This is a genomic window from Collinsella aerofaciens, from assembly GCF_020709435.1.
In the GTDB taxonomy this organism is placed as follows: Bacteria; Actinomycetota; Coriobacteriia; order Coriobacteriales; family Coriobacteriaceae; genus Collinsella; species Collinsella aerofaciens_AU.
In genome coordinates, this window is sequence record NZ_JAJFDP010000001.1 from 133,935 (window position 1) to 160,779 (window position 26,845).

The 26,845-nt window shown below is 61.4% G+C and carries 20 protein-coding genes and 2 tRNA genes; 20 read left to right on the plus strand and 2 right to left on the minus strand.

Going from position 1 to position 26,845, the window contains the following annotated elements:
• Positions 1–117: 117 nt before the first annotated feature.
• From secA to LK493_RS00705, 11 genes are all read left to right on the plus strand, one after another.
• Positions 118–2,925, plus strand: a complete 2,808-nt coding sequence (secA, locus tag LK493_RS00655) for a preprotein translocase subunit SecA (RefSeq protein WP_227789775.1) — start codon at positions 118–120, stop codon at positions 2,923–2,925.
• Positions 2,925–4,073 (plus strand): peptide chain release factor 2, encoded by a 1,149-nt coding sequence (gene prfB / locus LK493_RS00660; protein ID WP_227789776.1) that lies wholly within the window; start codon positions 2,925–2,927, stop codon positions 4,071–4,073. The genes secA and prfB overlap by 1 nt, the downstream gene beginning before the upstream one ends.
• A gap of 167 nt (positions 4,074–4,240) precedes the next feature.
• The gene (locus LK493_RS00665) at positions 4,241–5,131 is read left to right on the plus strand and encodes a YitT family protein (protein WP_227789777.1); all 891 of its coding nucleotides are present in this window, start codon (positions 4,241–4,243) and stop codon (positions 5,129–5,131) included.
• 207 nt (positions 5,132–5,338) lie between these two features.
• A complete protein-coding gene (locus tag LK493_RS00670; protein WP_227789778.1) occupies positions 5,339–6,169 on the plus strand; it encodes a transketolase in 831 nt (276 codons plus the stop codon).
• A 1-nt stretch (position 6,170) separates the two neighbouring features.
• The gene (locus LK493_RS00675; protein ID WP_195234684.1) at positions 6,171–7,112 is read left to right on the plus strand and encodes a transketolase family protein; all 942 of its coding nucleotides are present in this window, start codon (positions 6,171–6,173) and stop codon (positions 7,110–7,112) included.
• 522 nt (positions 7,113–7,634) lie between these two features.
• A complete protein-coding gene (gene ftsE, locus LK493_RS00680) occupies positions 7,635–8,855 on the plus strand; it encodes a cell division ATP-binding protein FtsE (protein WP_227789779.1) in 1,221 nt (406 codons plus the stop codon).
• Entirely contained in the window at positions 8,842–9,762 is a 921-nt protein-coding gene (ftsX, locus tag LK493_RS00685) for a permease-like cell division protein FtsX (protein WP_006235311.1), read from the plus strand. The genes ftsE and ftsX overlap by 14 nt, the downstream gene beginning before the upstream one ends.
• 135 nt (positions 9,763–9,897) lie before the next feature.
• Positions 9,898–12,033 carry a ribonuclease R family protein gene (locus tag LK493_RS00690; RefSeq protein WP_227789780.1) on the plus strand — a complete coding sequence of 712 codons (2,136 nt, stop codon included), beginning with the start codon at positions 9,898–9,900 and terminating at the stop codon, positions 12,031–12,033.
• A 177-nt stretch (positions 12,034–12,210) separates the two neighbouring features.
• Complete coding sequence (locus tag LK493_RS00695; protein ID WP_035137411.1) at positions 12,211–12,816, plus strand: recombinase family protein; 606 nt, start codon at positions 12,211–12,213, stop codon at positions 12,814–12,816.
• Between the two features lie 104 nt (positions 12,817–12,920).
• Entirely contained in the window at positions 12,921–13,502 is a 582-nt protein-coding gene (locus tag LK493_RS00700; RefSeq protein WP_227789781.1) for a VanZ family protein, read from the plus strand.
• 122 nt (positions 13,503–13,624) lie between these two features.
• Positions 13,625–13,984, plus strand: coding sequence for an arsenate reductase family protein (locus tag LK493_RS00705; RefSeq protein ID WP_227789782.1), 360 nt, complete (start codon positions 13,625–13,627; stop codon positions 13,982–13,984).
• A 220-nt stretch (positions 13,985–14,204) separates the two neighbouring features.
• Here LK493_RS00705 and LK493_RS00710 read toward each other — a convergent pair whose 3' ends face one another.
• A complete protein-coding gene (locus LK493_RS00710) occupies positions 14,205–14,615 on the minus strand; it encodes a hypothetical protein (protein ID WP_117769465.1) in 411 nt (136 codons plus the stop codon).
• Positions 14,616–14,891: 276 nt separating this feature from the next.
• On the opposite strand from LK493_RS00710, the gene LK493_RS00715 reads away from it, so the two are divergent.
• The 6 genes from LK493_RS00715 to LK493_RS00740 all read left to right on the plus strand — a co-directional run bounded on the left by LK493_RS00715 (position 14,892) and on the right by LK493_RS00740 (position 17,473).
• Positions 14,892–14,965 (plus strand) — tRNA-Gln (locus LK493_RS00715).
• Between the two features lie 17 nt (positions 14,966–14,982).
• A tRNA-Glu gene (locus LK493_RS00720) sits at positions 14,983–15,059 on the plus strand.
• A gap of 94 nt (positions 15,060–15,153) precedes the next feature.
• Positions 15,154–16,071: a tetratricopeptide repeat protein gene (locus tag LK493_RS00725; RefSeq protein ID WP_195544905.1), complete on the plus strand. Its 918-nt coding sequence runs from the start codon at positions 15,154–15,156 to the stop codon at positions 16,069–16,071.
• The gene (gene smpB / locus LK493_RS00730) at positions 16,061–16,531 is read left to right on the plus strand and encodes an SsrA-binding protein SmpB (protein ID WP_006235325.1); all 471 of its coding nucleotides are present in this window, start codon (positions 16,061–16,063) and stop codon (positions 16,529–16,531) included. Before LK493_RS00725 ends, smpB begins: the two co-directional genes overlap by 11 nt.
• 206 nt (positions 16,532–16,737) lie before the next feature.
• A complete protein-coding gene (locus LK493_RS00735) occupies positions 16,738–17,241 on the plus strand; it encodes a flavin reductase family protein (RefSeq protein WP_227789783.1) in 504 nt (167 codons plus the stop codon).
• Between the two features lie 88 nt (positions 17,242–17,329).
• Entirely contained in the window at positions 17,330–17,473 is a 144-nt protein-coding gene (locus LK493_RS00740; RefSeq protein WP_035137395.1) for a rubredoxin-like domain-containing protein, read from the plus strand.
• Between the two features lie 153 nt (positions 17,474–17,626).
• Here LK493_RS00740 and LK493_RS00745 read toward each other — a convergent pair whose 3' ends face one another.
• A complete protein-coding gene (locus LK493_RS00745; protein WP_227789784.1) occupies positions 17,627–18,883 on the minus strand; it encodes an Nramp family divalent metal transporter in 1,257 nt (418 codons plus the stop codon).
• A gap of 362 nt (positions 18,884–19,245) precedes the next feature.
• Between LK493_RS00745 and gltB the strand changes: the two genes are divergently transcribed.
• The 3 genes from gltB (at position 19,246) to LK493_RS00760 (ending at position 26,554) form a co-directional block, all read left to right on the plus strand.
• Positions 19,246–23,943 (plus strand): glutamate synthase large subunit, encoded by a 4,698-nt coding sequence (gene gltB / locus LK493_RS00750; RefSeq protein WP_227789785.1) that lies wholly within the window; start codon positions 19,246–19,248, stop codon positions 23,941–23,943.
• A 5-nt stretch (positions 23,944–23,948) separates the two neighbouring features.
• The gene (locus LK493_RS00755; protein ID WP_227789786.1) at positions 23,949–25,430 is read left to right on the plus strand and encodes a glutamate synthase subunit beta; all 1,482 of its coding nucleotides are present in this window, start codon (positions 23,949–23,951) and stop codon (positions 25,428–25,430) included.
• Between the two features lie 416 nt (positions 25,431–25,846).
• Positions 25,847–26,554 (plus strand): hypothetical protein, encoded by a 708-nt coding sequence (locus LK493_RS00760; protein WP_227789787.1) that lies wholly within the window; start codon positions 25,847–25,849, stop codon positions 26,552–26,554.
• Positions 26,555–26,845: the final 291 nt, after the last annotated feature.

Below are 26,845 nucleotides of genomic sequence, written 5' to 3' on the forward strand. Positions count from 1 at the left end.
TACGTGGCGGTCGAGCTCGACCGTATAGGCCGCGCCTTGTTTGGCTAAAGTACAATCATCTGTGTTTAACTCGCCCGCAGCTGCACGGCGTGGGCGATGGCCAAAAAGGAAAACCACATGGGATTCATGTCAAAGCTGCTGTCCTTTGGATCCGATAAGGACCTTAAGCGCTACTACAAGATCGTCGACCAGATCAACGGTCTTGAGCCCCAGTTTGAGAAGATGACCGAGGAGGAGCTCCGCGGCCAGACCGATAAGTTCCGCGAGCGCTACGCCAATGGTGAGTCGCTCGACGATATGCTGCCCGAGGCCTTCGCCACCGTGCGTGAGGCCTCCAAGCGCACCATGGGCATGCGTCACTTTGACGTGCAGCTCATCGGCGCCATGGCGCTGCACGAGGGCCACATCGCCGAGATGAAGACCGGCGAAGGCAAGACCCTCGTCTCCACCTTGGCCGGCTACCTCAACGCCATCGCCGGCAAGGGCGTGCACGTTGTTACCGTCAACGATTACCTGGCCAAGCGCGACTCCGAGTGGATGGGCCGCATCTACAAGTACCTGGGCATGACCGTCGGTCTGCTCCAGAACAACATGCCGCTCGAGCTCAAGCGCCCGGCCTACCAGGCCGATGTCACCTACGGCACCAACTCCGAGTTCGGCTTCGACTACCTGCGCGACAACATGGTCACCCGTCCCGAGCAGCGTGTTCAGCGCGGACACAACTACGCTATCGTCGACGAGGTCGACTCCATCCTGATCGATGAGGCGCGCACCCCGCTCATCATCTCGGGCGCCGGCACCAAGTCGGCCAGCACCTACAAGGACTTTGCGCGTGCCGTGCGCGGCCTGGAGCGCGGCGAGGACGTGTCGCACGACATGCTCACCGCCACTGAGGACGTTGAGCCCACGGGCGACTACGTCATGGACGAGGCCAAGCACACCATCGCCGCCACCGAGCGCGGTCTTAAGAAGATCGAGCGCCGCCTGGGTATCGAGGACATCTACGCCGACCTCTCAGGCCAGCTGGTCAACCACCTGCAGCAGGCGCTGAAGGCCCAGTACATGTTCCACCGCGACAAGCAGTACGTGGTCACCAACGGCGAGGTCAAGATCGTCGACGAGTTCACCGGCCGCATTATGGAAGGCCGCCGTTACTCCGAGGGCCTGCACCAGGCCATCGAGGCCAAAGAGGGCGTGCTCGTACGCGAGGAGAACCAGACGCTGGCCACTATCACCTTGCAGAACTACTTCCGTCTGTATGACAAGCTCTCCGGCATGACCGGCACGGCACTCACCGAGGATGCCGAGTTCCGCGAGATCTACAAGCTGCCCGTCGAGGTCATCCCCTCCAACAAACCCGTTCAGCGTGTTGACCACGAGGACCTGGTGTACCGTACCATTCAGGCCAAGTACAACGCCGTCGCCGACGATGTCGAGCAGCGTCACGCCAAAGGTCAGCCGGTCCTGGTGGGCACCGTTTCCATCGAGAGCTCCGAGAAGCTGTCTGCCGCCCTTACCAAGCGCGGCATCGCACACGAGGTCCTCAACGCCAAGCACCATGAACGCGAGGCCCACATCGTGGCCCAGGCAGGACGCTACGGCGCCGTGACCATTGCCACCAACATGGCCGGTCGTGGTACCGACATCCTGCTGGGCGGCAACCCCGACGAGCTGGTGCGCGAGCGCCTTGAGTACGAGGGCCTGACCATGGAGGACGTGACGCCCGAGCAGCTTGAGCAGTTTAACGCCGAGGCCAAGGAGACCTGCAAGGCCGAGCGCGAGCGCGTGCTTGCCGCCGGCGGCCTGACCGTTATCGGCACCGAGCGCCATGAGTCCCGTCGTATCGACAACCAGCTGCGCGGCCGCTCCGGCCGTCAGGGCGATCCGGGCGAGACCCAGTTCTACCTGTCGCTCGAGGACGACCTCATGCGCCTGTTCGGTGGCGACAAGATGGACCGCGTCTCCAAGATGATGGTCACGGCCGACATGGGCGACGATATGCCCATCCAGCACAAGATCATCTCCAAGGCCGTCGAGAGCGCCCAGCACAAGGTCGAGAGCATCAACTTCTCCATGCGCAAGAGCGTCCTTGAGTACGACGACGTCATGAACAAGCAGCGTCAGGTCATCTACGCCGAGCGCAATAAGATTCTGGACGGCAAGGACCTGACCGACCACATCACCGAGGTCATGCACGATACCGTGTACCGCTGCGTGCAGGAGTTCTGCACTAAGGACAGTCACGATGGCGAGCGCGACCTGGAGGGCCTGCGCAAGTGGGTTGTGGAGCTCACCGGCCACATCGACACGCCGAAGTTCCCCGACGAGGATTATGAGGCCCTGGCTGCCGATGTCCTGGCTTACGTAGAGAAGTGTTACAACATGAAGGCCGAGCGCTTGGGCGAGGACCTGATGCGCGAGCTCAACACCCAGGTCATGCTGCGCGTCATCGATACCCGCTGGATGAACTACCTGCAGGAGATGGACTACCTTAAGACCGGCATCGGCCTGCGCGGCTTTGGCCAGCGCGACCCGCTGGTTGAGTACAAGACCGAGGCCTACGGCGCGTTCCAGATACTCGTCGATACCATGTATGAGGATTACCTGCGCACGGTTCTGCGCATCGAGATCAAGGCTGCCCCGCGTGCCGTGGAGCACAAGGAGGAGCCCGCGCTCGAGGGCGCGCGCTTCTCCGGTCCTGCCGAGGTCGATGGTGATAACGGCGACTCGGTGCTGCGCAAGCAGGCGCAGGTGCAGGCCCGCACGGCTGTCCAAGGCGGACCGGCTGCCGTCAACAACGGTGGCAAGGTGACCACTTATCGCAAGTCCGAGAGCGACGATCCGTACGTCAACGTGGGCCGCAACGACCCGTGCCCCTGCGGTAGCGGCAAGAAGTTTAAGTACTGCCACGGCAGGAATCGTTAATGGCTGAGGCTTTAGAGATAACGCCCGCCGAGCTGGACGCGTTCGCGGACCGGCTCGGCGAGGTCGAGTCGTATCTCCACCTGGACGAGAAGCGTACCCGTGTGACCGAGCTCGAGGCCAAAAGTGTTGCCCCTGGCTTTTGGGATGACGCCGACGCCGCCCGTGCCACCATGGAGGAGATCGCGCGTACCAAGGAAGATATCGCTGCCGTGGACACCGCGCGCGGCGAGCTTTCCGATGCCCGCGCCGCGCTGGAGCTTGCCGAGGAGATGGGGGATGACCCCGACGCCGTCGCCCTTCGCGAGGAGGCTACAGCCACGGCTGAGCGCCTGGCCCGTGCCATCGATGAGCTTGAGCTTTCGAGCTGGTTTACCGGTGAGTTCGATCACGGCGATGCCATTGTGACCATCAAGCCCGGACAGGGTGGTCTGGAGGCCCAGGACTGGACCTTCATGCTCTTTAAGATGTACATGAAGTACTGCCAGCGTCGCGGCTGGAAGGTCACCATCAACGACTGTCCCGCGGCCGAGGTCATCGGCATCGACCGCGCGACCTTTACCGTCGAGGGCAAGGACGCATTTGGCATGCTGCGCGCCGAGGCCGGCGTCCACCGCTTGGTTCGCATTAGCCCCACCGACGACAAGAAGCGCCGCCAGACCACGTTTGCCGGTGTCGAGGTCATTCCCGTGCTACCCGATGATATCGACATCGAAATCAGTCCCGATGACATCCGCGTGGACGTGTACCACGCGAGCGGCCCGGGCGGTCAGGGCGTCAACACCACCGACTCCGCCGTGCGCGTGACGCATTTCCCCAGCGGCATTGTGGTCACCTGCCAAAACGAGCGCAGCCAGATCCAGAACAAGGCCGCGTGCATGCAGATCCTCAAGGCTCGTCTGTACGAGATTGAGCTCGAGAAGCGCGCCGAGGCCCTGGATGAGATTCGCGGACCCAAGACCACGATTGGTTTTGGCAACCAGATTCGCAGCTACGTGCTCTACCCGTACCAGATGGTCAAGGACCTACGCACGGGCGTGGAGACCAGCAATGTCGAGGCCGTTCTTGACGATGGCGACCTGGACCCGTTTGTTATTGGCTACCATCGCTGGGCCACCGGCAACGCTGACGCGGAGACCCCGTCTGCTTAAACCGCCCGGTTTATGTGGAAATGGATTAAAACCCTCCGAGCAGTGTGGTTTTGTATCCAGAGCAAACCCTGCGCAGGGGTGGTTTTTGTCCGGCGAATCGGTAGAATCGAATACAAGAAGAAGTTCAAAGCGCATCCGATGGGGTGCGCTTTTTTGAGGGAGGCAGCATGGCATATCGTCTGGACATCAAGCGCATTCTTTCGATGAACTTTTTTCACGACCTGCCCCAGATTATGTTGGGGTGCGCTCTGGCCGCTATTGCGACCGACCTGTTTTTGATTCCCAACGGCCTTGCTGCCGGTGGCGTTACGGGCCTTGCCACCATTATCCAGGCGGTCGGTGCATCGCGCGGCCTATCGCTTCCCGTCGGTATTCAGACGATCGTGATGAACGCCTTGCTGTTGCTGGTCGTTATGCGCGAAGGTGGCATGTTCTACGTGGTGCAGACCGCGACGGGCTTTGTGCTGCTGGGCTTCTTTACCGATCTGTTCGCCCCGTTTGTAGCGCCTCTGGCGGATGCGGACCTGATGCTTCCCGCTATGTGGGGCGGCATTATTACGGGCATCGGTTACGGCATGGTGTTGCGCGCCGGCGCCAACACCGGCGGCTCGGACACGATTGGCCAAATCATCTCGCGTAACACCTCGCTGCCGGTGGGCTCGACCGTCATGGCGATCGATGTTGCCGTATGCGTGCTGTCGGCTCCGGTCTTTTCAATCGAAAACGCACTATATGCAGGCCTTTCGATGGTCATTAGCGGCTATGTGATCGATGCCGTGGTCGATGGTGGCAACAAGCGCCGTATGGTACTCATCATCTCGGACAAGTTCCCTGATATCGCTGCCGATATCATGTATGGCCTGGGTCGTGGTTGTACCAAGTTTAAGGCGACTGGCATGTATTCGGGTGCCGAGAAGCCGGTGATTATGGTCATCGTGAGCCGTCGAGAGCTCAATACCCTCAAGACGATCGTGCGCGAGCGCGATCCTCACGCCATCGTGACGGTCGCTGACGTTACGGAAGCCTTCGGCGAGGGATTCAAGGACATTAGCGCGTAGGGTCGATCGCGTTCCATCCAAAAGACGTTCACATTGATAAACCGTTTCATCAGCGGTTCTGCCTGCTAAATTGTTCAAATAATGATAAAAACTCTGGTAAAGCCATCAGTTTCCAGCATAATGAATGACGTACGTGCATTGCGGCTGTGTTGGGATTACCTTCGGTGCCGTGCGCATTTTGTCTAATGAGGATGAAAGGAAGGCACAATGAGCGACGAAGAGCTCAAAAAGGTTGCCAACGAGGTAAGGAAGGGCATCGTCATCGGCGTGCACGCTGCCAAGTCCGGCCATCCGGGCGGTTCGCTCGGCGCTGCCGACATCATGACCTATCTGTACTTTGAGGAAATGAACGTCGACCCTGCCGACCCCCGCAAGGCCGACCGCGATCGCTTCGTGCTTTCCAAGGGTCACTGCGCGCCTGGTCTGTACGCCGTGCTCGCCGAGCGCGGATTCTTCCCCAAGGAGGATCTCGAGACGCTGCGCCACATCGGCAGTCACCTGCAGGGCCATCCCAACATGAACGACACTCCGGGCGTCGATATGTCCACCGGCTCGCTGGGCCAGGGCATCTCCGCCGCCGTGGGCATGGCGGTTGCCGCCAAGCACTGGGGCGATACTTACCGCACGTACGCCCTGCTGGGCGATGGCGAGAGCGAGGAGGGCCAGGTCTGGGAGGCCGCCATGTTTGCCGGCAACCAGCAGCTCGACAACCTCTGCGTGATCGTCGACCATAACGGCCTGCAGATCGATGGCCCCGTCGAGGAGGTCAACGACCCCATGCCGCTCGCCGACAAGTTCCGCGCCTTCAAGTTCCATGTGGTGGAGCTCGCCGACGGCAACGACTTCGACCAGATCCGCGCCGCCTTTGCCGAGGCCCGCGCCACCAAGGGTCAGCCGACCGCCATTATCGCTGAGACCACGAAGGGCAAGGGCGTCTCCTTTATGGAGAACCAGGTGGGTTGGCACGGTAAGGCCCCCAACGATGAACAGTTTGAGCAGGCCATGGCAGAGCTCACGGCCGCCGGAGAGGAGCTCTAGGATGGCAGACGTCAAGAAAATCGCCACGCGCGTAAGCTACGGCGAGGCCCTCGTCGAGCTCGCCAACGAGCACGATGACTTTGTGGTCCTCGACGCCGACCTGGCCGCCGCCACGCAGACCGGCAAGTTTAAGGCCGCCTGCCCCGACCGCTTCTTCGATGTGGGCATCGCCGAGAGCAACCTGATGGGTGTTGCCGCCGGTATCGCAACCACCGGCCGCGTCGCCTTCGCGAGCAGCTTTGCCATGTTTGCCGCCGGCCGCGCCTTTGAGCAGGTCCGCAACTCCATCGGCTATCCGCACCTTAACGTTAAGATCGGTGCCACGCACGCCGGTATCTCGGTGGGCGAGGATGGCGCCACGCACCAGTGCTGCGAGGATATCGCCCTCATGCGCGTCATCCCCGGCATGACCGTGATCGTTCCCGCCGACGACATCGAGGCCCGTGCCGTGACGCGCGCCGCCTACGAGTGCGACGGCCCCGTGTACATGCGCTTCGCCCGTCTGGCCTCGCCGGTTATCAACGACCCCGAGACCTACAAGTTCGAGGTGGGCAAGGGCATCGTCATGCGCGAGGGCACCGACGTCACCATCATCGCCTGCGGCCTGATGGTCGGCGAGGCGCTCGAGGCTGCTGAGCAGCTTGCTGCCGAGGGCATCGATGCCGAGGTCATCAACATGCACACCATCAAGCCCATCGACGCCGACCTGATCGTCAAGAGCGCCACCAAGACCGGCCACGTCGTGACCGTCGAGGAGCACTCCGTGATCGGTGGCCTGGGCAGCGCCGTTGCCGACGTCCTGTGCGAGCAGTGCCCGACGCCGCTCAAGAAGATCGGTGTCAACGACACCTTCGGCGAGTCCGGCCCGGGTGCCGAGCTCCTGCACAAGTACGGCCTGGACGCCGCCAACATCGTGGCGACCACCAAGGAGTTCTTGGCATAAGGCAAGGCGGATCTCAAGGACTGCTTCGCCAGAACTATAAAACTGTTTCGCCAGTACTATGGAAACCCGGCAGGGGCGCTCTCTTGGAGAGCGCCCCTGTTTCAGTTGCGGTGAAATAAGGACTGTTTTGCCAGCTTAAAGGCTCCATCAGTCCCTATTTCACCGCAACTTCTAAAGAGGTCGTATCAAGCAGGATTTCTATTGGGATAAGGGCCCATCCCAGCCAAGTGCAATTCAGCCCCCAAGCATAGCGCTGCTGCAACCAAGTAAAACGCGGCGACCCCTTAGTTACCGCAGGCCGGACACGGGGTCACTTTCCAAATCTTTCCGCAGGACAGAGGAGCCCCCGCCGCACGTAGTGCGCAGCGGGGGCTCCGACATGTCCGAGGACGATTTGGAAAGTAACCCTGTGTCCGGCCGGAGGGATCCAAACACGGCCATGCTTCTTATGTGCAGCAAAGCTAATGCTGCTAAAATACTAAGCGCTCATGTAGTTTAAACGCACGACGATAAGGAGCACCAGTGGGTAACCACTTCCGTACCTCCGGTGCGGGCGATGATGCCCCCAAGACGCAGGCAGGCGTCCAGGGCAGTCGTTTCGCCACTCCGGATTCAGAGGGCCAGCCTGTTGCTCAGGCCCCCGCTCAGCCGGCAGATCAGGCACAGCCGGCATCCGATCCCTTTGCCTACAATCCCACCAGCGATGTCGCGCTTTCCGGCACGGCGGGCTTTGAGCCCGTTCAGGCCGTGACCGCTCGCGTGGAGCAACCTCAGGCTGGCGCCGCCACGCCGCAGCCTACCATGGTCGGCATTCCCGACCCCTTGGCCCCTGCGACGCCGGCTCCTCAGCCTGCGCAGTCCGGTCTCTTTGCCGCTATTCCCGACCCCACGCAGCCTGCTGCCCCGGTGGTCGAGAGCGATCAGGCGGCCGAGGTCGCAAGCCTCGATAACGCGCTCAACAACCCCGATTTTACGTCGGTGTTCGCGCCCATCGATCCGCAGGCCAGCCGCAAGAAGATGGCCAAGCAGGCCGGTGTCGAGCCCGTCATCCTTATGGAGCATGTCACCAAGATCTATCCGGCACAGCCCAACAAGCCCGCACTCGACGACATCAACATCGAGATCTATCCGGGCGAGTTCGTCTTCCTGGTCGGTCACTCCGGTTCGGGCAAGACCACGCTGCTGTCGACGCTCAACCGCGACGTTAAGCCGACGAGCGGCCGCATCCTTGTTGCCGGTCAGGACCTCATGAAGATCAAGAACCGCAAGGTTCCGTTCCTGCGCCGCCAGATTGGCGCCGTGTTCCAGGACTTTAAGCTTTTGCCGCAAAAGACCGCCTACGAAAACGTGGCGTTTGCCCTGCAGTGCATCGGCAAGCCCAAGGGCGTCATTCGCAGCCAGGTGCCCGAGGTGCTGCGTCTGGTCGGTCTGGCCGATCAGATGGACTCGCTGCCCGACCAGCTTTCCGGTGGCGAGCAGCAGCGCGTTGCCGTCGCCCGCGCTATGGTCAACCGTCCGCCGCTGCTGATCTGCGACGAGCCGACGGGCAACCTCGACCCGGCGATCTCGCTGGGCATCATGAAGTTGCTCGAGCGTATTAACCGCACCGGCACCACCGTGATCGTCGCCACGCACGACCGCGAGATGGTCGATAGCATGCACCGTCGCGTGATCGCCCTCGAGGGCGGCCACGTTATTCGCGACCAGGAGAGGGGAGGTTACGGCAACTATGGCACCAACTAACGTGGGCTACTCCTTCAAAGAGGCAATCAGCCACTTCTTCCGTAACTGGACTACCTCGCTCGGCGCCGTCATCACGATCTTCCTTTCGCTGTTTATCATCGGCCTGTTCATCATGGGCTCCGCGATGCTGAACTCCGTGATCGGCACCGTCGAGGATCAGGTTGTCATCAACGCGTTCATTAGCGATGACGCCGATCAGGCCGATGTTCAGGCTTTTGAGGCCGAGCTTAAGACGTGGAATAACGTCAAGTCCGTGACCTATAAGGACAAGGACGACGCGCTGGCCGAGTATACGAGCAAGATGTCGGGCAACGCCGACGCCACCATGAGCGCACTCGATGGCCAGAACCCGCTGCCGGCTTCGTTTGCAATTGAGATGGACGATCCGTCCAAGGTCGAGAGCACAGCAGAGAAGCTCAAGAAGGATGCCGATTTCCAGAAGATCGCGGATGACGGCGACGTCAACGCGAGCGTGCTGTACGGCCAAGAGGAAGTGAGCCGCCTGTTCCAGGTGACCAACTATATCCGCATCGCCGCCGTGGTGCTCGTTGGCCTTCTGACCTTTATCGCATTCATCTTCATCAACAACACGATTCGCCTGTCCATCACGGCGCGTCGTCGTGAGATTGCGATTATGCGTCTGGTCGGCGCCAGCAACGGCTTCATTCGCGGCCCGTTTATCACCGAGGGTGTACTGCAGGCCATTTTGGGCTCGCTGCTTTCCATCGGCGTTCTGGAGCTGCTGCGCAATCTGATGATTCCGCGTCTGCAGGAGAGCATCGGCTGGATGTCGTTTGCCCTGCCGATGCAGTACTACCTGGTGACCTATGCTGCGCTGATTCTGGTCGGCGTGATTATCGGTCTCTTTGGTTCTGCCATCGCCATGCGCCGCTACCTGCGCGTGTAGGCATGCCTGGAATTCATCCCTTCCAACGGGTCGTCTCTTATGGGGCGGCCCGTTTTTTGATTCCTAGGGGACGGCAGGAAAGCGAATCATTTGGGTAGACTCTTTGGAGTTCGCAATCGATAGTTAGGAGGCGCCATGGGGCGCAATAACAAGCATAAGCGTGAAGCTCGCAATAAGCGCGGGCCGGTGCGCAGCGAACGCCGTCCGAGCCTGACCGGGCGCGTGCAGCTCCATGAGCACAGTGCCTATGTCATAACCGAGAATGGCGACTACAAGGTCATGGGTCGCGGCAAGCGTGAGATCATGGACGGCGATACCGTTGCCGTGAGCATTAAGAACAGCCCGCATGGCGAGCGTCGCGCCGTGATCGAGGGCGTGGTTGAGCGCGCAGCTATAAGCGTGGTGGGCACGTACCAGACCGCCGGTCCGCTCGGTGTGATCGAGCCGCTCGATTCGCGCCTGAAGGCCGACTTCTTCATTCTGCCCGAGGATACCTCGGCGGATCGCCTGGGCGTCCGCCCGGGCGATGTCGTTGTCGCGCGCATTTTGACCTACCCGACGCGCCTGGAATCGGGCACCGTGACGATCGAGCGCCGCATTGGCGGAGATGACGCGCCCGATTTGGGCGTTCAATATGTGATGGCGCGTTACGGCTATACCGATGGCTATCCCGAGGCCGCGCTGGACGAGGCCGAGGGGCTTTCGCTCGATGTGTCCGCGGCGCTTAAGGACCCGCTCCGCCGCGATCTGCGCGACCGCTTTGTCATCACGATCGACCCGGTCGACGCGCGCGACTTTGACGACGCCATTTCGCTGGAGCGAACGCCCGAGGGTGGCTACAAGCTGGGCGTGCATATCGCCGACGTTTCACACTATGTGGCTTGGGACGGGCATATCGATCTTGAGGCTCGCCATCGCACGACTTCGGTGTATCTGGCCGATCGCGTGCTTCCCATGCTGCCCGAACGCCTGTCCTGTGACCTGTGCTCGCTTCGCCCTGACGAGGACCGTCTTGCGTTTACCGTCGATATCGAGCTCGATGCGCAGGGTCGCGTGCGGCATTACGATCCGTACTCCAGCGTGATTCGCTCGCGTGTGCGTATGGACTATGACGGAGCCGAGGCGCTGCTGGTGCGTGCCGGCGCGGTTGAGTGTTCGGTGCTGGAGGGTGCGGCCGAGGATGTTGCGGCTGCCGAGACCTCGCGCGAGGAAGCGCTTGAGCGCGGTCTTGCGTGCGAGGAGACCGCTCGCGGCTACAACGTCGACCTCGGCGATTTCCTCGTCGCCGCCAACGAACTCGCCGAACTTCGCCGTCGTATCCGTCGCGCCCGCGGCTCAGTCGATTTTGACACGGCCGAGATTCGTGCTCTGTTGGATGAGGACGGAGTACCCGTGCAGATTGTGGCGCGTGAGCGTTCGTGTGCCACGTCGCTTATCGAGGAAGCCATGCTGCTCGCCAACGAGTGCGTTGCAGAGTGGCTGGCAGACCGTGATATCGAGGCCTGCTATCGCGTGCATGAGGATCCGAGCCCCGATAGCCTGCACGGTGCCGCCGTTGCGCTGGCGCAGCTAGGCATCATCGACGATCGCCGTGCTGCCGGTATTGCCCTGGGGAGCCCCGATGAACTGCAGGCTGCAGTCGATGCTGCCGCCGGTACGGCCAACGCACCGCTCGTTAACACGCTGCTTCTGCGCAGCATGCAGCGCGCGCTGTACAAGCCGCGCAACGAGGGGCACTTTGCGCTCGCCGCGCCGTGCTACTGTCACTTTACGAGTCCCATCCGTCGCTACCCCGATCTGGTGGTGCACCGCGTACTCAAGCTGCAGTTGGCCTATGAGCAGCTCGGCGGCAAGGACGCCTTGGTCCGTACGTCGCGGCTGATCGGCAAGGGGCGTGAGTCGCTGCCGCGCATTCTGCCGCAGATCTGCCGCGCATGCAGCGATGCCGAGCGCGCGGCAGATGCCGCCAGCCATGCGACGCAAAAGATCAAGATTGCCCAGTACTATGAGGACCGTCTGGGCGAGCGCTATGCCGGAACCGTCTCGTGGGTTAGCAGCATGGGCCTCTTTGTGCGCTTGGACCTGACGCAGGTCGAAGGCTTGGTTTCGATCAAGAGCCTGGGCAACGAGTGGTTCGAGTTCGACGAGGACGCGCTTACGCTGACGGGCGCCGACACGGGTACCCGTTACGAGCTGGGGCAGCGCGTGATTGTCGAGGTCTCGCGCGTCAATACCACGCGTGGGCACTTGGACTTTAAGCTTATCCATTAGCCAAATCCCGACTCATGGCGGGGGAGCTGAGGGCGGCCTTTCGGGACCGCCCTTCGCATTTGAATCGTGACTACCTTGCCGTCTGCTCGGCCGCCCGCTTACCTGCTATTTGAGAGGTAAAACCTACCAAAATAAACCTGTCCCTTTTTGGCAGGTTTACAAGAAAGCGGGGATGAGATGGCGACGGTGTACGGTTATGCGCGGGTGAGCTCGCGCGATCAGAACCTTAATCGGCAGCTGGATGCGCTGGGCGCCTATGGCGTGGGCTCGGCGAATATTTATGCCGACCATGCGAGCGGCAAGGACTTCGATCGACCGCGTTATCGCGAGCTGCTACACGTCCTGGGAGACGGGGACGTGCTGGTGGTGCTTTCTATCGACCGACTTGGTCGTAATTACTCCGAGATTCTTGAGGAATGGCGACGCATTACCAAGGAGCTCGGGGTTGCCATTGTGGTGTTGGATATGCCATTGCTTGACACGCGCGTCAGGGCCAGCGGCGCGCCGGATGTGACCAACACCCTGATTGCCGATATTGTGCTGCAACTGCTGAGCTACGTGGCGCAGGTGGAGCGTGAGAATATCCATCGGCGCCAGGCGGAGGGAATTGCAGCGGCGCGGGCGCGAGGGGTCCGTTTCGGTCGACCTCGCAAGCCGTGCCCTCCTCAGTTTGAGCTGGTGCGCGATAGCTATGAGGCAGGCGATATTACCCGCAGCCAGGCAGCAAAATGCCTGGGCGTGTGCGTGGGGACGTTCGATCGCTGGATGCGCGAGGCGGGGTAGGGGTTTGCGTCGCTTTGTCGCTTCCTGTTGCGATTCAAATTTTGATACGGTGACGATGCCATTTGTGGCTACACTCGCTGATATTCAAAAAAGGAGGTTGGCCCTTGGCTCGCGTAAAACAAATAATCGGATGGACCGCGATCGTTCTGTTCGCTGCAACGCTGGCGGGCATCTGGGTGCTGACGGAGCAAAACGCGGTGCAGACGTCGTTGCTGAGCGAGTCCACCGCGCGTGTGGTGGAGGGTCAGGCTACGGGCGTTCAGGCTGCCGATGCCACGGGTGAAGCCCAGACGGAGAACGGAATGACCGGAGGCGCCGATTCGGCTGCCTCGAATGTCCGGTCTGGTCGACTTGCTTCCATTCGCATGTGGGTAGGCGCAAACGTCCGTCGCGTCGCCCATACCGTAGAGTTTTTCTTCGTCGGATTGTTCGCCTCGGTGATCGTGGTCTGCTTTTCCAGGCGTCCATGGAGTGTGTGTTCCCGTTGCGTGCCTGTGTTTCTCTTTTGCGCTGCCTGCTCCGTTGGCGACCAGGTGCATAAGATCTTTGTTCCCGGCAGGCATTTCGACGTTATCGATTTAGGATTCGATGCTGCGGGCTATGTCACCGCCATGCTGTTGGTATTGCTGGCAGCGGCGTTGGTGCGCCATGCGACTCGGCCGATCGGCGCCCATGCGAGGCGCTAGCCTTAAGACGAGACATCGCGACTGCCTATGCTTCGACATTGACTACAATAACGGCTGCAATCGCGAGTGGTCGTCGATGTGCAGTTTTCCAGACACCTGTTTTCTCTAAGAAAGGAAATCCCATGGCGGTATTGTTTGTTGAATATCCCAAGTGCTCGACCTGCAAGAAGGCCAAGGCATGGCTGGACGAACATGGGGTAGAGTATATCGATCGCGATATCGTTTTGGACAATCCCACGGCTGATGAGCTTGCGACCTGGATTGCTCGTTCGGGGCTGCCGGTGCGGCGCTTCTTTAATTCGTCGGGCATGAAATATCGAGAGCTGGGCCTGAAGGCGCGTCTGGATGCGGGCATGACGGATCGGGAGTGCTACGAGCTGCTGGCGACCGACGGCATGCTGGTCAAGCGTCCGCTGCTGGTGGGCGACGACTTTGCGATTCCTGGGTTTAAGGAAGCGGCCTGGACCGAGGTGCTGCTGTAGTGGCTGCGGAAAGTGCGTCCCGTTTTGAGCTCGGATTCCGGGACGCAGTTTCCGGTTGAAGGGGCTAGCGGAAACCGTATCCCAGTTTGAGCGCGAAATCTGGGATACGGTTTCCGTTTGGGGCCTCTAGGGGAAAGCGCGTCCCGTTCTGGACGTAAATTCCGGGATGAGCTTTCCGGTTGGCGGGCATGCGCACTATCCCGGCTGGCGGGCATATGCGCTAATCCTCAAGCTGTGCCCATTCGTGCGGATCGTAGACCTTTACGTGCTTGTTGGGCTTGCCGCTCCAGTACTCCTCGTCCATAAAGGGCAGATATGCCTGAACGCCGGGGCAGATAAAGGGAATCCGCTGCTGTTGCAGCCGCTCGCGCTGGCGCTGCTCCAGGTGCGCCTCGGATATGACGGTCGGCATACCGGACAGCTCGACGAGGCTTGCCTGGATTCGCTTAAGGTCGGGGAGTCCCGCGTGCCATGACACTCGCATGATCAAAAAGGATGCACGGCGGTATTTTGCCTGCATCACCGTGATGGCGGGGCGCAGTGTGGGATGGATTTTGTCCCGTTCGGGCCAAAGGTCGGCAGTGATCTCGAGGCCCAGGGTCTCCCATAGGTAATCAAGCTCTTCGTCCATGGCGCCTCGATATCTACGCGATCATTGATACTTCGATTGTGTTGCCTGGTGCTATCGTTTTCACGGTAGAATCTGCCAACGGTTGACGGCTACCGCTCGCGGCGTTTTGCCCTTCGCGTACAGCGGTTGGCTTCACAGGTCCTTCACGGGTTGGACTAAATTAGGCCAATTTGACTGAATTTCAAAAAAGTCAAAATTGGGGCTTGCGTCACGGCGAGACTTCCCGTATATTTCTTTCTTGCGCAAAGGCACAGCCGAGCGCAGCGATGCAGTCATTGGGATGTCGTCTAATGGCAGGACAGCGGATTCTGGTTCCGTCAATGGGGGTTCGACTCCCTCCATCCCAGCCATTGCATTTGCTACATATGGCCCGTTCGTCTAGCGGTTTAGGACGCCGCCCTCTCAAGGCGGAGATCACCAGTTCGAATCTGGTACGGGCTACCAAAATTGAACGCCCGGGCCTCGTAAGAGACCCGGGTTTTGTGTATTGACCGTATATACGGCGCCTGCCGTGTTTCGCTCAGATCGAGGAGTAGCCATGGATCTGCCCATCAGCTTGCAAGACATCACGTATGCCGAGAACTATCTGGCGCAGGGCGACCTGGCTACGGCGACGCCGCTGCTGGAGCGTCTGGTGGAGCTCGCCGAGGAGTATATCGACGCCGAGTGCAAGACGGAGGAGAAGCGTCAATACTTTAGCTTCGATAGCAAGTTTGAGCGCTTGGCCTATCGCCGCGTGGAGAAGGATCCACGCGAGCTCGTGCAGGTCGAGGTGCCGTTTGACCGCCTGTACTCTGACATGGCGTTTGCCTACATTCGCCAGCAGGATTATGTGAGCGCTCGTAATGCCCTGATGCAGGCTGTGCGTTGGGACCCCATGAACTGCAACTATCGCTTGGATTTGGCCGAGCTGTTCCGCGCACTCGAGGACAAGCAGGAATGGGCATCGCTCTCGTTCTCGGTGCTGGAGCGTGCAAGCGATGGCAAGTGCGCCGCCCGCGCTTACGCCAATCTAGGTCAGTACTTCTTGGAGCCCGAGACCGAGAACGTTTCGGCTGCCGTGGGCTGCGCGCGTCTGGCGCTGCGCCTGGCGCCCAACGATGCGCATACGACGCGCCTGCTCAACAAGATCCATACTACCTATCCGGATGCCGCCGAGGAGAGCGACGAGCACGTGATGGGCGAGCTGGCGTTGCAAGGCGTGCCGACCTCGCCTTCGGCCGAGATTGCCATCTGCCTGATTATGTGCGCGACCGATGCTGCAAGCGACGGCGACAAGCAGGAGGCGACGCGCCTGACGGTGCGTGCTCGCGACTTGGTGGGCGAGGAAGCCTGCGCGGCGATTATCAAACTGGTGCGCGAGAGCGACGCCGAGCTCAATGCCGAGCGCAAGGCAAAGCGCGAGGCTGCGGGCTCAAACGCCGATGGCGCCAAGGAGGCCGGCGATGCCCAGTAAGCGCGAGCGCAAGCTCATTTCCAAGAATCGCTCGGCGCATCACGAGTACTTTATCGATGAGACGTTCGAATGCGGTATTGAGCTGAGCGGCACCGAGGTCAAGTCGATTCGCGAGCGCGCCTGTCAGATCACTGACACTTTTGCGCTGATTCGTGGCGGCGAGTGCTGGCTCGTCGGACTGCATATCCACCCTTATAGCCATGGTGGCGTGTGGAATCGCGATCCCGACCGTCGGCGTCGTCTGCTGCTGCACCGCAAGGAGATCGACTTTCTTGACGGCAAACTTCGCAACCGTGGTTATGCGCTGGTTCCGTTGGAGCTCTACTTTAATACCGACGGCCGCGTAAAGCTGCTGCTGGGTCTGGGTCGCGGCAAGAAGCTCTACGACAAGCGCGAGGACATGGCCAAGCGTGATGTCCAACGCGAGATCGACCGCGCCCTTAAGGAACGCAACCGCTAGGCACTCTGTATAAGTTGCGGTGGAATACGGACTGTTTTGCCTGTTTGAGGGGCTATTCAGTCCCTATTTCACCGCAACTGCGGGCGTCTCATCTTTCTTACTGTTCTGACACATATGTCTTAAAGGCGGCGTCCGTTATGGGTGCCGCCTTTTTTGTGGGTACATACATTCATGAGGTTCCAACCCGAGCTAGGGGAGTGATCGTTATGGACAAAACTGCGTTCTTTACCATGCCGAGCGGTCTGTACGTGGTGAGCGCTGCGGCAGACGGGTTGCGCGCCGGCTGCGTCATCAACACTGCGGTGCAGGTGACGTCCATGCCGCCGCGTATTTCGGTTGCCGTGAACAAGGAAAATGTCACGTCCGGCGTAATCGCATCGGCTAAGGCCTTTGCGCTGGCCGTGATTGACCAGACCGCCGACATGCTCTATATCGGCAATTTTGGCTTCCGCACCAGCAGCGATTACGACAAGTTTGCCAAGTACGAGACCCACGAGACCGCGCTGGGCATGCCCTATGTGCCCGAGCACGCGGCGGCGCTGTTTAGCTGCCGTCTGATTGATACCGTGGATGTGGGCACGCATCTGCTGTTTATTGGCGAGGTCGAGGATGCCGAGCGCTTGAGCGGCGAGACCCCGCTGACCTATGACTACTATCACAAGGTCTTGAAGGGCAAGACGCCGCCCAAAGCCTCGTCGTATCAAGGCTAGAAATGTTCTAAAAATACTTGCATTATATTATTGAGAATATATACTAATAAGCAAGTACACCAGCAGTCACGTTCGAGAGGAGAACATCATGGCTGAGGAGAAGAAGACGTATAAGTTTGTGTGCACCGTTTGCGGCTACGAGGTTGAGGTCGACACGCCCGAGCTGCCCGAGGACTACGTGTGCCCGGTCTGCGGCGTCGGTCCCGATCAGTTTGAGCTCGTCGAGGAGTAACTCGTAGACACACGGCGATTAGCCATACAGAGCTCTGTCCAAGGGTCCCGGCTGGATATTCCGGCTGGGACCCTTTTGATTTATCTGACGGTTTAAAACGGCCTTACGTGTTACAGATTGAGACGTTATATCTGGACGGCCACGCCATCCCAATTACATCCCCGTTAGCAGCACGATGTCGAGAATCGTCACGATGACGCCGATCCCTACGAGCAGCGCGTTGAGCGGGCGCGAGTTGGCGTATTTGCCCATGACGCGGGCTGAGCTGGTGAGCCGTATGAGCACAAAGACCGTAATCGGCAGCTGGAGCGACAGCAGTGCCTGACTCCAGATGAGACCTTCAAAAGGATTTGGGACGACCAGACACGCCGCCACTGCGCCGGCGAAACAGGCCGCTACCCCGATCGAGGAATGTCGGTCGTGGATGTCGTATTCCTCGTCGAACATGCCCGCCGAAATGGTGCCCGCCGCCATGCCCGCCGTCACACTACTCGATATGCCCGCAAACAGCAGTGCCACCGCAAAGATAGTCGAGCTCGCCGGGCCCAAGATGGGGGAGAGCGTGTCCGCTGCGACGGCGAGGTCGTCTACGACAATGCCGTGCGCAAAGAAGGTCGTTGCGGCCAGGATGACCATGGCCGAGTTGATCGCCCAGCCCACGCCCATCGAAAAGAGCGTGTCGAAGAGCTCGTAGCGCAGACGTTCCTCGATAATCTGCTCGCCTTGGCCTTCGAAGTGCATGGATTGGATGACCTCGGAGTGCAGGAAGAGGTTGTGAGGCATAACGACCGCGCCTAGGACGCTTACGATAATCGCGGCCGAGCCGGTGGGCATACTGGGTGTGATCCAGCTTGCGGCGGCCTGCGGCCAGTCGACCTTGACCAGCGTAAGCTCAGCCAAAAACGAGAGTCCTACCACGCCTACGAAGGCGATGATCCAGCGTTCGGCACGCTTGTAGGAGTTCGTCATGAGCATCGCCATCGATACTGCCGCCACGATGACGCAGCCGGCGCGCACGGGCAGTCCAAAGAGCATCTGGAGCGCAATCGCGCCGCCCAGGATCTCGGCCATGGCGGTGGCGATGGTCGCGAGGTAGGCACTGGCGAGCACCGTGCGCCCAACGAAGCGGGGGAGAAAGCGGGTCGTGGCCTCGGCAAGGCAGACGCCCGTGGCGATGCCCAAGTGCGCCGCGTTGTGCTGCAGCACGATGAGCATGATCGTGGACAGCGTGACGATCCACAACAGCGCGTAGCCAAACTGCGAGCCGGCGGCCATATTGGAGGCCCAGTTCCCCGGATCGATAAAGCCGACGGTCACGAGCAGCCCGGGGCCGATATGCCGTGCAATGTCTAGGCCTCCGTGACCACCGGTGCGTCGGCAGCCAAAGTGTTGTTTGAGATGGTTGAGCATGGTGAGCTCCTGCGTGCCGTTTGTTTGACGCCGCAAAGGATACCCGTTTTAGGCTCAAAAGTTAACCAAGACTAACAAAATTGTTGTATTTGAATAGGATGGTGAAAGGGGATTGCTGAAATGTCTTGATCTGTAACAACTAGGGATGGAAATTGGGTCTTACTGTTACGGATTGAGATGTTTGAAGCGGTGAGCTTACAGGCCGAACTTGGGGCCTATGTTGTCGCCCTTGAGGTCGGCGGTGTCCACTCGTAGGGCGTGCGTTACGCGATTGTTTCGAAACGGGCGGGAAACACAACGGGCCGGCGATGCACCTAGTATGCCTAGTCAACTGACTGTCTAATAGCTAGGGGAGGATCGCGATGCAGGCAGATTTCGCTCAGCAGCAGGGCCTTTATCGCCCCGAATTCGACCACGATGCATGTGGCATCGGCGCGCTTGCCGATATCAACGGCGAGCGCCATCACCAGATTCTGGACGACGCACTGTCCATTCTGGTCAACTTGGAGCACCGCGGCGGTACGGGACTCGAGAAGAACACCGGCGACGGCGCCGGCATCCTGTTCCAGGTTCCGCATCACTTTTTCCGTAAAGAGGCCCAAAAGTGCGGCCAGATTCTGCCGGCAGAGGGCGACTATGGCGTGGCCATGCTGTTCTTCCCGCAGGACGACAAGGGCGTAGAGGATGCCCGCCGCGTGTTTGAGGAGGGCTGCGCCGAAGCCGGCGTGCCGCTGCTCTTCTGGCGCGAGGTGCCGGTCGACCCGCACGACCTGGGCGAGACGGCCCGCGCCTGCATGCCTACTATCCTGCAGGCTTTCCTGGGCCGTCCGGACGACACGCCCGCCGGCGATGCCTTTGAGCGTCGCCTGTACGTGTGCCGCCGCACCATCGAAAAGAAGGCCGACGCCGAGTTTGCCCTGCGCGACAAGATCTTCTATGTGTGCTCCATGAGCTCGCGCACCATCGTGTACAAGGGCATGCTTGTGGCCACGCAGATGCGCCGTTTCTTCATCGACCTCAACGACGCCGCCGTCAAAACGGCCGTGGCGCTCGTCCACTCGCGCTACTCCACCAACACCACGCCCAGCTGGGAGCGCGCACATCCCAACCGCTTTATCATCCACAACGGCGAGATCAATACCCTCAAGGGCAACGTCAACTGGATTCGCGCCCGCGAACCCAACCTGTACAGCCCCGTGCTGCAGCACGATCTTGAGCGCGTGATGCCCATCATCAACCGCGAGGGCTCCGACTCCGCGATTCTGGACAATGTGCTTGAGTTTTTGGTCATGAACGGCCGTCCGCTCACGCGTGCCGCGTCCATGCTGCTGCCCGAGCCGTGGGACCACAACGACAGCCTGAGCGAGGAGCGCCGCGCCTACGACGCCTACCAGTCCATGCTCATGGAGCCCTGGGACGGCCCGGCCGCCATCGCCTTTACCGACGGCCGTACCCTGGGTGCTGCCCTCGACCGCAACGGTCTGCGTCCCGCCCGCTACTATGTGACGCGCGACGGTCGCTTTATGCTGGCAAGCGAGGTGGGCACCATCGAGGTGAGCCCCGAGAACATCCTGACGAGCGGCTGTCTGGGGCCGGGCCAGATGCTCGAGGTCGATTTTGCCCGCGGTCGCGTGATCTACAACGATGAGCTGCGCGCCCGTTACGCTAAGGAAAAGCCCTACCGCGACTGGATCGCCGAGGAGACGCTGACCGTCGACGCGCTCGACAAGCCCGTCGCGCCCACGCCCGCCGAGGATACCGAGGTGCCCGCCGCCGTGCGCATGGCCAAGCTCGGGTATCACTGGGATGATGTTGACGAGGTCGTGCGCCCCATGGCCCAGCAGGGCAAGGCCCCGCTCGCCTCGATGGGCATCGACGCGCCGCTGGCCTGCCTGTCCAAGAAGACGCGCTCGTTCTTTGACTACTTCTATCAGCTGTTCGCTCAGGTCACGAACCCGCCGATCGACGCCCTACGCGAGCATATGGTCACCTCGACCACGCTCTACCTGGGCAACCACGGCAACCTGCTCGAGGACTCCCGCACGGCCTGCCAGCTGGTGCGTCTGGAGCGTCCGCTGCTCAACGAGGAGGAGTTCGAGCGTATCTGCGCCATCGACCGCGTGGGCTTTAAGACCCGTCGCTTCCGTGCCGTCTACCGCCGCGATGCCGGCGAGGGCGCGCTGCAGGCTGCACTCAAACAGCTCGCAGAGGACGTTGAGGCTGCGGTCCGCGACGGAGTGAACATCGTGGTGTTGAGCGATCGCGCCGAAGCGGGCGAGGTGCCCGTGCCGTCGCTGCTTGCCGTGGGCTGCGTGCACAACCATCTGATCCGCGCTGGCGTGCGCACCTTTGCCGATATCGTGGTGGAGTGCGGCGACGCCGTGTCCCCGCACGACTTTGCGGCACTGGTGGGCTACTCCGCGAGCGGCATCTATCCGTACAACGCACATGCGTGCATCCGCGATCTGGCGGCACGCGGCGACCTGGACGTGACGGCCGAGCAGGGCATCGCCAACTACAATAAGGCTGCGACTGCCGGCATTGTCTCCATCATGTCAAAGATGGGCATCTCCACGGTGCAGAGCTACCATTCGGCGCAGATCTTCGAGGCCGTGGGCTTTACGCCGGAGTTCGTCAACGCGTACTTTGCCGGTACGGTGAGCCGTGTGGGCGGTATGGGTATCGAGGACGTCGAGCGCGAGCAAAATGAGCGCTACGACGCCGCGCTCGTCATCCTTAAGAGCCCTGCTCCCGATCAGCTGCCCACACTGGGCCTGACCAAGTGGCGCCCGCTCGGTGGCGAGGATCACCTGATTGACCCCCAGACCGTCTACCTGCTGCAGACCGCCTGCCGCGAGGACAGCTACGACACCTTTAAGAAGTACAGCGCCCGCCTGCACCGCACCGGCCGTGCCGTGCGCCTGCGCGACCTGCTGGACTTTGATGCCAGCGGCCGCACTCCGGTGGCACTCGACGAGGTCGAGCCCGCGCTCAACATCGTCCGCCGCTTTAACACCGGCGCCATGTCGTACGGCTCCATCAGCAAGGAAGCACATGAGTGCATGGCCATCGCCATGAACCGCCTGCATGGCCGTTCCAACTCCGGCGAGGGCGGCGAGGACCCGCGTCGCGAGACCCCGCTGGCTAACGGTGACTCCAAGAACTCCGCCATCAAGCAAGTGGCAAGCGCGCGCTTTGGCGTGACGAGCCGCTATCTGTGCAGTGCCTTCGAGATTCAGATCAAGATGGCCCAGGGCGCCAAGCCCGGCGAGGGTGGCCACCTGCCCGGTAAGAAGGTCTATCCCTGGATCGCCGAGGTCCGTCAGTCCACGCCCGGCATCGGCCTGATCTCACCTCCGCCGCACCACGACATCTACTCCATCGAGGACCTGGCGGAGCTTATCTTCGATCTTAAGAACGCCAACCCCGGCGCTCGCGTGTCGGTCAAGCTGGTCAGCGAGGCCGGTGTCGGCACCATCGCCACCGGTGTGGCCAAGGGTGCCGCCGACAAGATTTTGATCAGCGGCCACAACGGCGGCTCGGGTGCCGCTGCTCGCGATTCCATTTGGCACGCCGGTCTGCCGCTGGAGCTCGGTCTTGCCGAGGCCCAGCAGACGCTGCTGCAAAACGGCCTGCGCTCGCGCGTGGTGCTCGAGGCCGACGGCAAGCTCATGGACGGCACCGATGTTGCCGTCGCCTGCCTGCTGGGTGCCGAGGAGTTTGGCTTTGCGACCATGCCGCTCATCTCGATGGGCTGCCTCATGCAGCGCGACTGCCAGCAGGATACCTGCCCCGCCGGCATCGCTACGCAAAACTGCCGCCTGCGTCGCGGCTTCCGCGGCAAGCCAGAGCACGTCGAGCACTTTATGCTCTTTGTTGCCGAGCAGCTGCGCGAGGTCATGGCGAGCCTGGGCTTCCGCACCGTCGACGAGATGGTCGGCCATCCCGAGTGCCTGCGCCAGATCGAGGTCCCGGGCAACCGCAAGGCCAACCTGCTCGATCTGTCGCCCGTGCTGGCAAGCGCGACCTGTGAGTTCGGTGCCCACATCCCGGGCGCCGACGGCCGTCACTTCCTGCCCCAGATGGCTGCGGACAGCGAGCTCGACAAGACGCTCGACTCCACGTTGTTTGTGCCCTATACGGCCGATGCCCGTGCGCACCTGCGTCCGATTCGCTTCCGCGCCGATATCGCCAACGTCAACCGCTGCGTGGGCACCATCTTGGGCAACGCGGTGACCAAGGCGCATCCCGAGGGCCTGCCCGCCGGCTCCATCACCATCGATTGCGATGGTTCGGCCGGTCAGAGCTTTGGCGCCTTCCTGCCGCGCGGCATTACGCTCAACGTGTGCGGCGACGCCAACGACTACTTTGGCAAGGGCCTTTCGGGCGGCGAGGTGTCGGTGCGCCCCAACCCGCATGCGACCTACAAGTTCGACGAGAACATCATCGTGGGCAACGTTGCGTTCTTTGGCGCTACGAGTGGCCGCGGCTTCATTAACGGCCTGGCCGGCCAGCGCTTTGGCGTACGCAACTCCGGTGCCACGGTGGTGGTCGAGGGCTGCGGCAACCATGGCTGCGAGTACATGACGGGAGGTCTGGCGCTCATCCTGGGCGAGGTCGGGCAGAACTTCGCCGCCGGCATGACGGGTGGCGTGGCTTACGTCTTTGACCAGTACGGCACGCTCGATGCCCGTGTGAACCACGAGAGCGTTGAGCTTAAAGCCCCGACGGCCGGTGAGCTGGCGCAGATTCGTGCGCTCGTCCAGGAGCACGTGGACGCGACGCAGAGCCCGCGCGGCATTAAGCTGCTCTACAGCTTTGAGACGATGAGCAAGCACTTTGTGAAGGTCATTCCAACCGAGTACGAGCGCGTGCTGGCGATTGTCGCCGCCGCCGAGGCTGCCGGCAAGACGCATGCGCAGGCAGAGGAGCTGGCGTTTGACATTGTGACCGGTCGCGCCGACGCCGCCGATGTCGCTCGCTTTGATGTGGCGGGTGGTGTCGCTGGCGCTGCGCCCGCCACCGCCAGCTCTGTTGCTTCGACCAAGAAGGAGGCGTAAGTGCCATGGGTAAGCCCGGTGCTTTTCTTGATATCGATCGCGTGACCCACGAGCTGCGCCCCGTGGAGGAGCGCAGCCGCGATTTCGATCCGCTGTACGTGGAGCTCGACGACGATGCGCGCCGTGCCCAGGCGAGCCGCTGCATGATGTGTGGTGTGGCGTTTTGTCAGATGGGCGCGAGCTTTGGCAAGGCACGCCCGAGCGGCTGCCCGCTGCACAACCTGATTCCCGAGTGGAATGAGCTGGTGTACCGCGGCCGCTGGGATGAGGCTGTCGAGCGCCTGTCGCTCACCTCGCCCATGCCCGAGTTTACGAGTCGCGTGTGCCCGGCGTTGTGCGAGGCCGCGTGCAACCTGGGTTCGGTCGATGGCCAACCCACGACGATCCATGACAACGAGCGTGCGATCAGCGACCATGAGTGGGCCAACGGCGGTCCGCGCCGCTTTGAGCCGGCAGGGGAGGGCGCGCCCACGGTTGCCGTGGTGGGCTCTGGTCCTGCTGGTCTGGCGGCAGCATGGGAGCTTGCGCGTCGCGGTGCCCGCGTGACGGTGTTTGAGCGTGACGACCGCCCGGGCGGCCTGCTCATGTACGGCATTCCCAACATGAAGCTCGAGAAGTCCGTGGTCGAGCGTCGCGTGGCACTTATGCGCGAGCTGGGCATTGTGTTCGAGCTGGGTGCTGACGTGAGCGATCCCAAGGTTACCGCCAAGCTCGACGACTTTGACGCCGCCGTGGTGGCTGCCGGCGCTCGTGCTCCGCGTGGGCTTTCGGCTGCGAACATTGATGCCCCGGGCGTGGTGTATGCCGTGGACTACCTGACGGCTTCGACCGCCTCGGTGCTCGATGGCGGCGAGCCTGTCATCGATGCATGCGGCCTGGACGTCGTGGTCATTGGCGGCGGCGATACCGGTAACGACTGCGTGGGCACCGCGGTACGTCAGGGTGCGCGCAGCGTGCGCCAGTTTGAGTTCTTGCCGGCTGCGCCCGATAAGCGCGCGGCGAGCAACCCCTGGCCGCAGTGGCCCAACGTTAAGAAGACCGACTACGGCCAGCAGGAGGCTATCGCTGCGATGGGTGGCGAGATGCGTGCCTGGGGCGTGGATACGCTCGAGGTGCTGCTGGACAAGAAGGGCGCGGCTGCGGGTCTGCGCGTGGTCGATCTGGACTGGTCGGCGGGAAAGCCCGAGCGCATCGCGGGCTCCGAGCACGAGGTACCGGCGCAGCTGGTGCTCATCGCCTGCGGCTTCACGGGCCCGGAGCACAGTGTGTTCGACGCCGTTGGCGTGCCTGTTGCCACCGCTGGTCGTCCGCTGCCGGTGATGGCTGCCGAGGGCTCGCACCTTGCGGCTCGTGTCGACGGCGTCGCCGCGGATGCCGCGCCGGTGTATGTGGCGGGTGATGCTCGCAACGGCAGCTCACTCGTGGTAAACGCCGTGGCCGATGCCCTGGCCTGCGCTGCCGAAGTCGCCGACGCGCTGGAGCTGTAAGGCGGCTGTCCACAGCTGAATCGTCAAGGGCTGTCCCCAACGGCCGGCCCAAAAGGAACGTCCCCAAGTGCCGGCATGCTGGGGACGTTCCTTATGTGCCGGCATTCGGGGACACTCCTTGCGGGTTTGCGACCGATTTGTTCGTTTGTCGACGCGCGAGTGTCCATTCGGCGTCTTCTTGAGCTGTGGTGCTCTGCTGTTTCTGTGGTGGCCGGGGGCGCTTGGCTCAAAAGGGCGGGTTGGCCGTCTATGTTTATCTGCGGTTTTGTTGCGGTGCGCATTTTCGGTCAAGCATCCCGTCAAGTGTTTGGTCAGCAGTTGGTTTGCAGCCGGAGGCCTATTTTGTCCGTGCTGACAGTGGCTGCCCACCCTCCCCGTAAGCTCAAATTGAGGTTCATCAGTTTGAGGAGGATGCCGTGACTGACCACGTTTTAGACCGAGCGCATCTGGCTGAAGCCGTCGGCAACGATATTGCCGACATGGCCCATTTTTGGATGCTGCGGAAGTTTCAGTTTTTGGAGCCGGCGCGCGAGCAGTTTGAGATCATTGTCGACCCGTGGCTCAGCTATTGCACCGAGCCTTCCCAAAACGAAATCATGGCCTACAACATGGCATTTACCGATTGGCTGCTCTTCGAGCGCCCCTATCGCCATGGCAAGACGCTGCTCGAGCTGTATGTTGACGAGCCGCCGGCATCGCTTTCGCCTGTCTCGCTCAAGCGGCTCGAGCAGGTACGCGACATGCAGTATTTCTCGCGCTTTGGCATTTTGGACAAGGATCCTGCGAACGGCATGGCTGCGCTGAAGGATACGCGCACCGACCGTCGCTTTGATGTCTACGACCCGCATATCGTGCAAAAGGAGCATTGGAGCGACGGCGCGATTGCGGTGCGCCTCGCCTGCGTCGACGATGTCTGGCTGACGGCGGGGCAGCTCTACCTGTATGACATCGCGCGCCTGAGCGACACGGCGGTCGATGGGCCGGGTGCGGTGCATCCGGAGGACCTGCAGGACGGCTTCGACACCTCGTGCATCAGCTTCTTTTTGCGCCTGGTCCGCGACATCATGGGCGCCCAGGGGCGCTACGTAAAGTCCCTCAACATCTACGAGCAGGAGTGGGAGTAAGGGATGGGCTGTCGCAGCGCCGCCGCGTGTCTATTTGTCTCGATCTGTAACGTTTAGGGACAAAAAACCGGTCTACCTGTTACAGATCGAGACGAATGCTTGGGCGCTGCTGATTTGTCTAAATCTGTAACGTTTAGGGCCCTGGAGAACGTCTAACTGTTACAGATCGAGACGTTTGGCACCTGGTTGGGGGAATGTCTCGATCTGTAACATCTACAGGCTAAAAGTCGACCTTGCTGTTACAGATTGAGACGGAGGGTTGGCGGCTGCCGAAAGATCTCAATCTGTAAC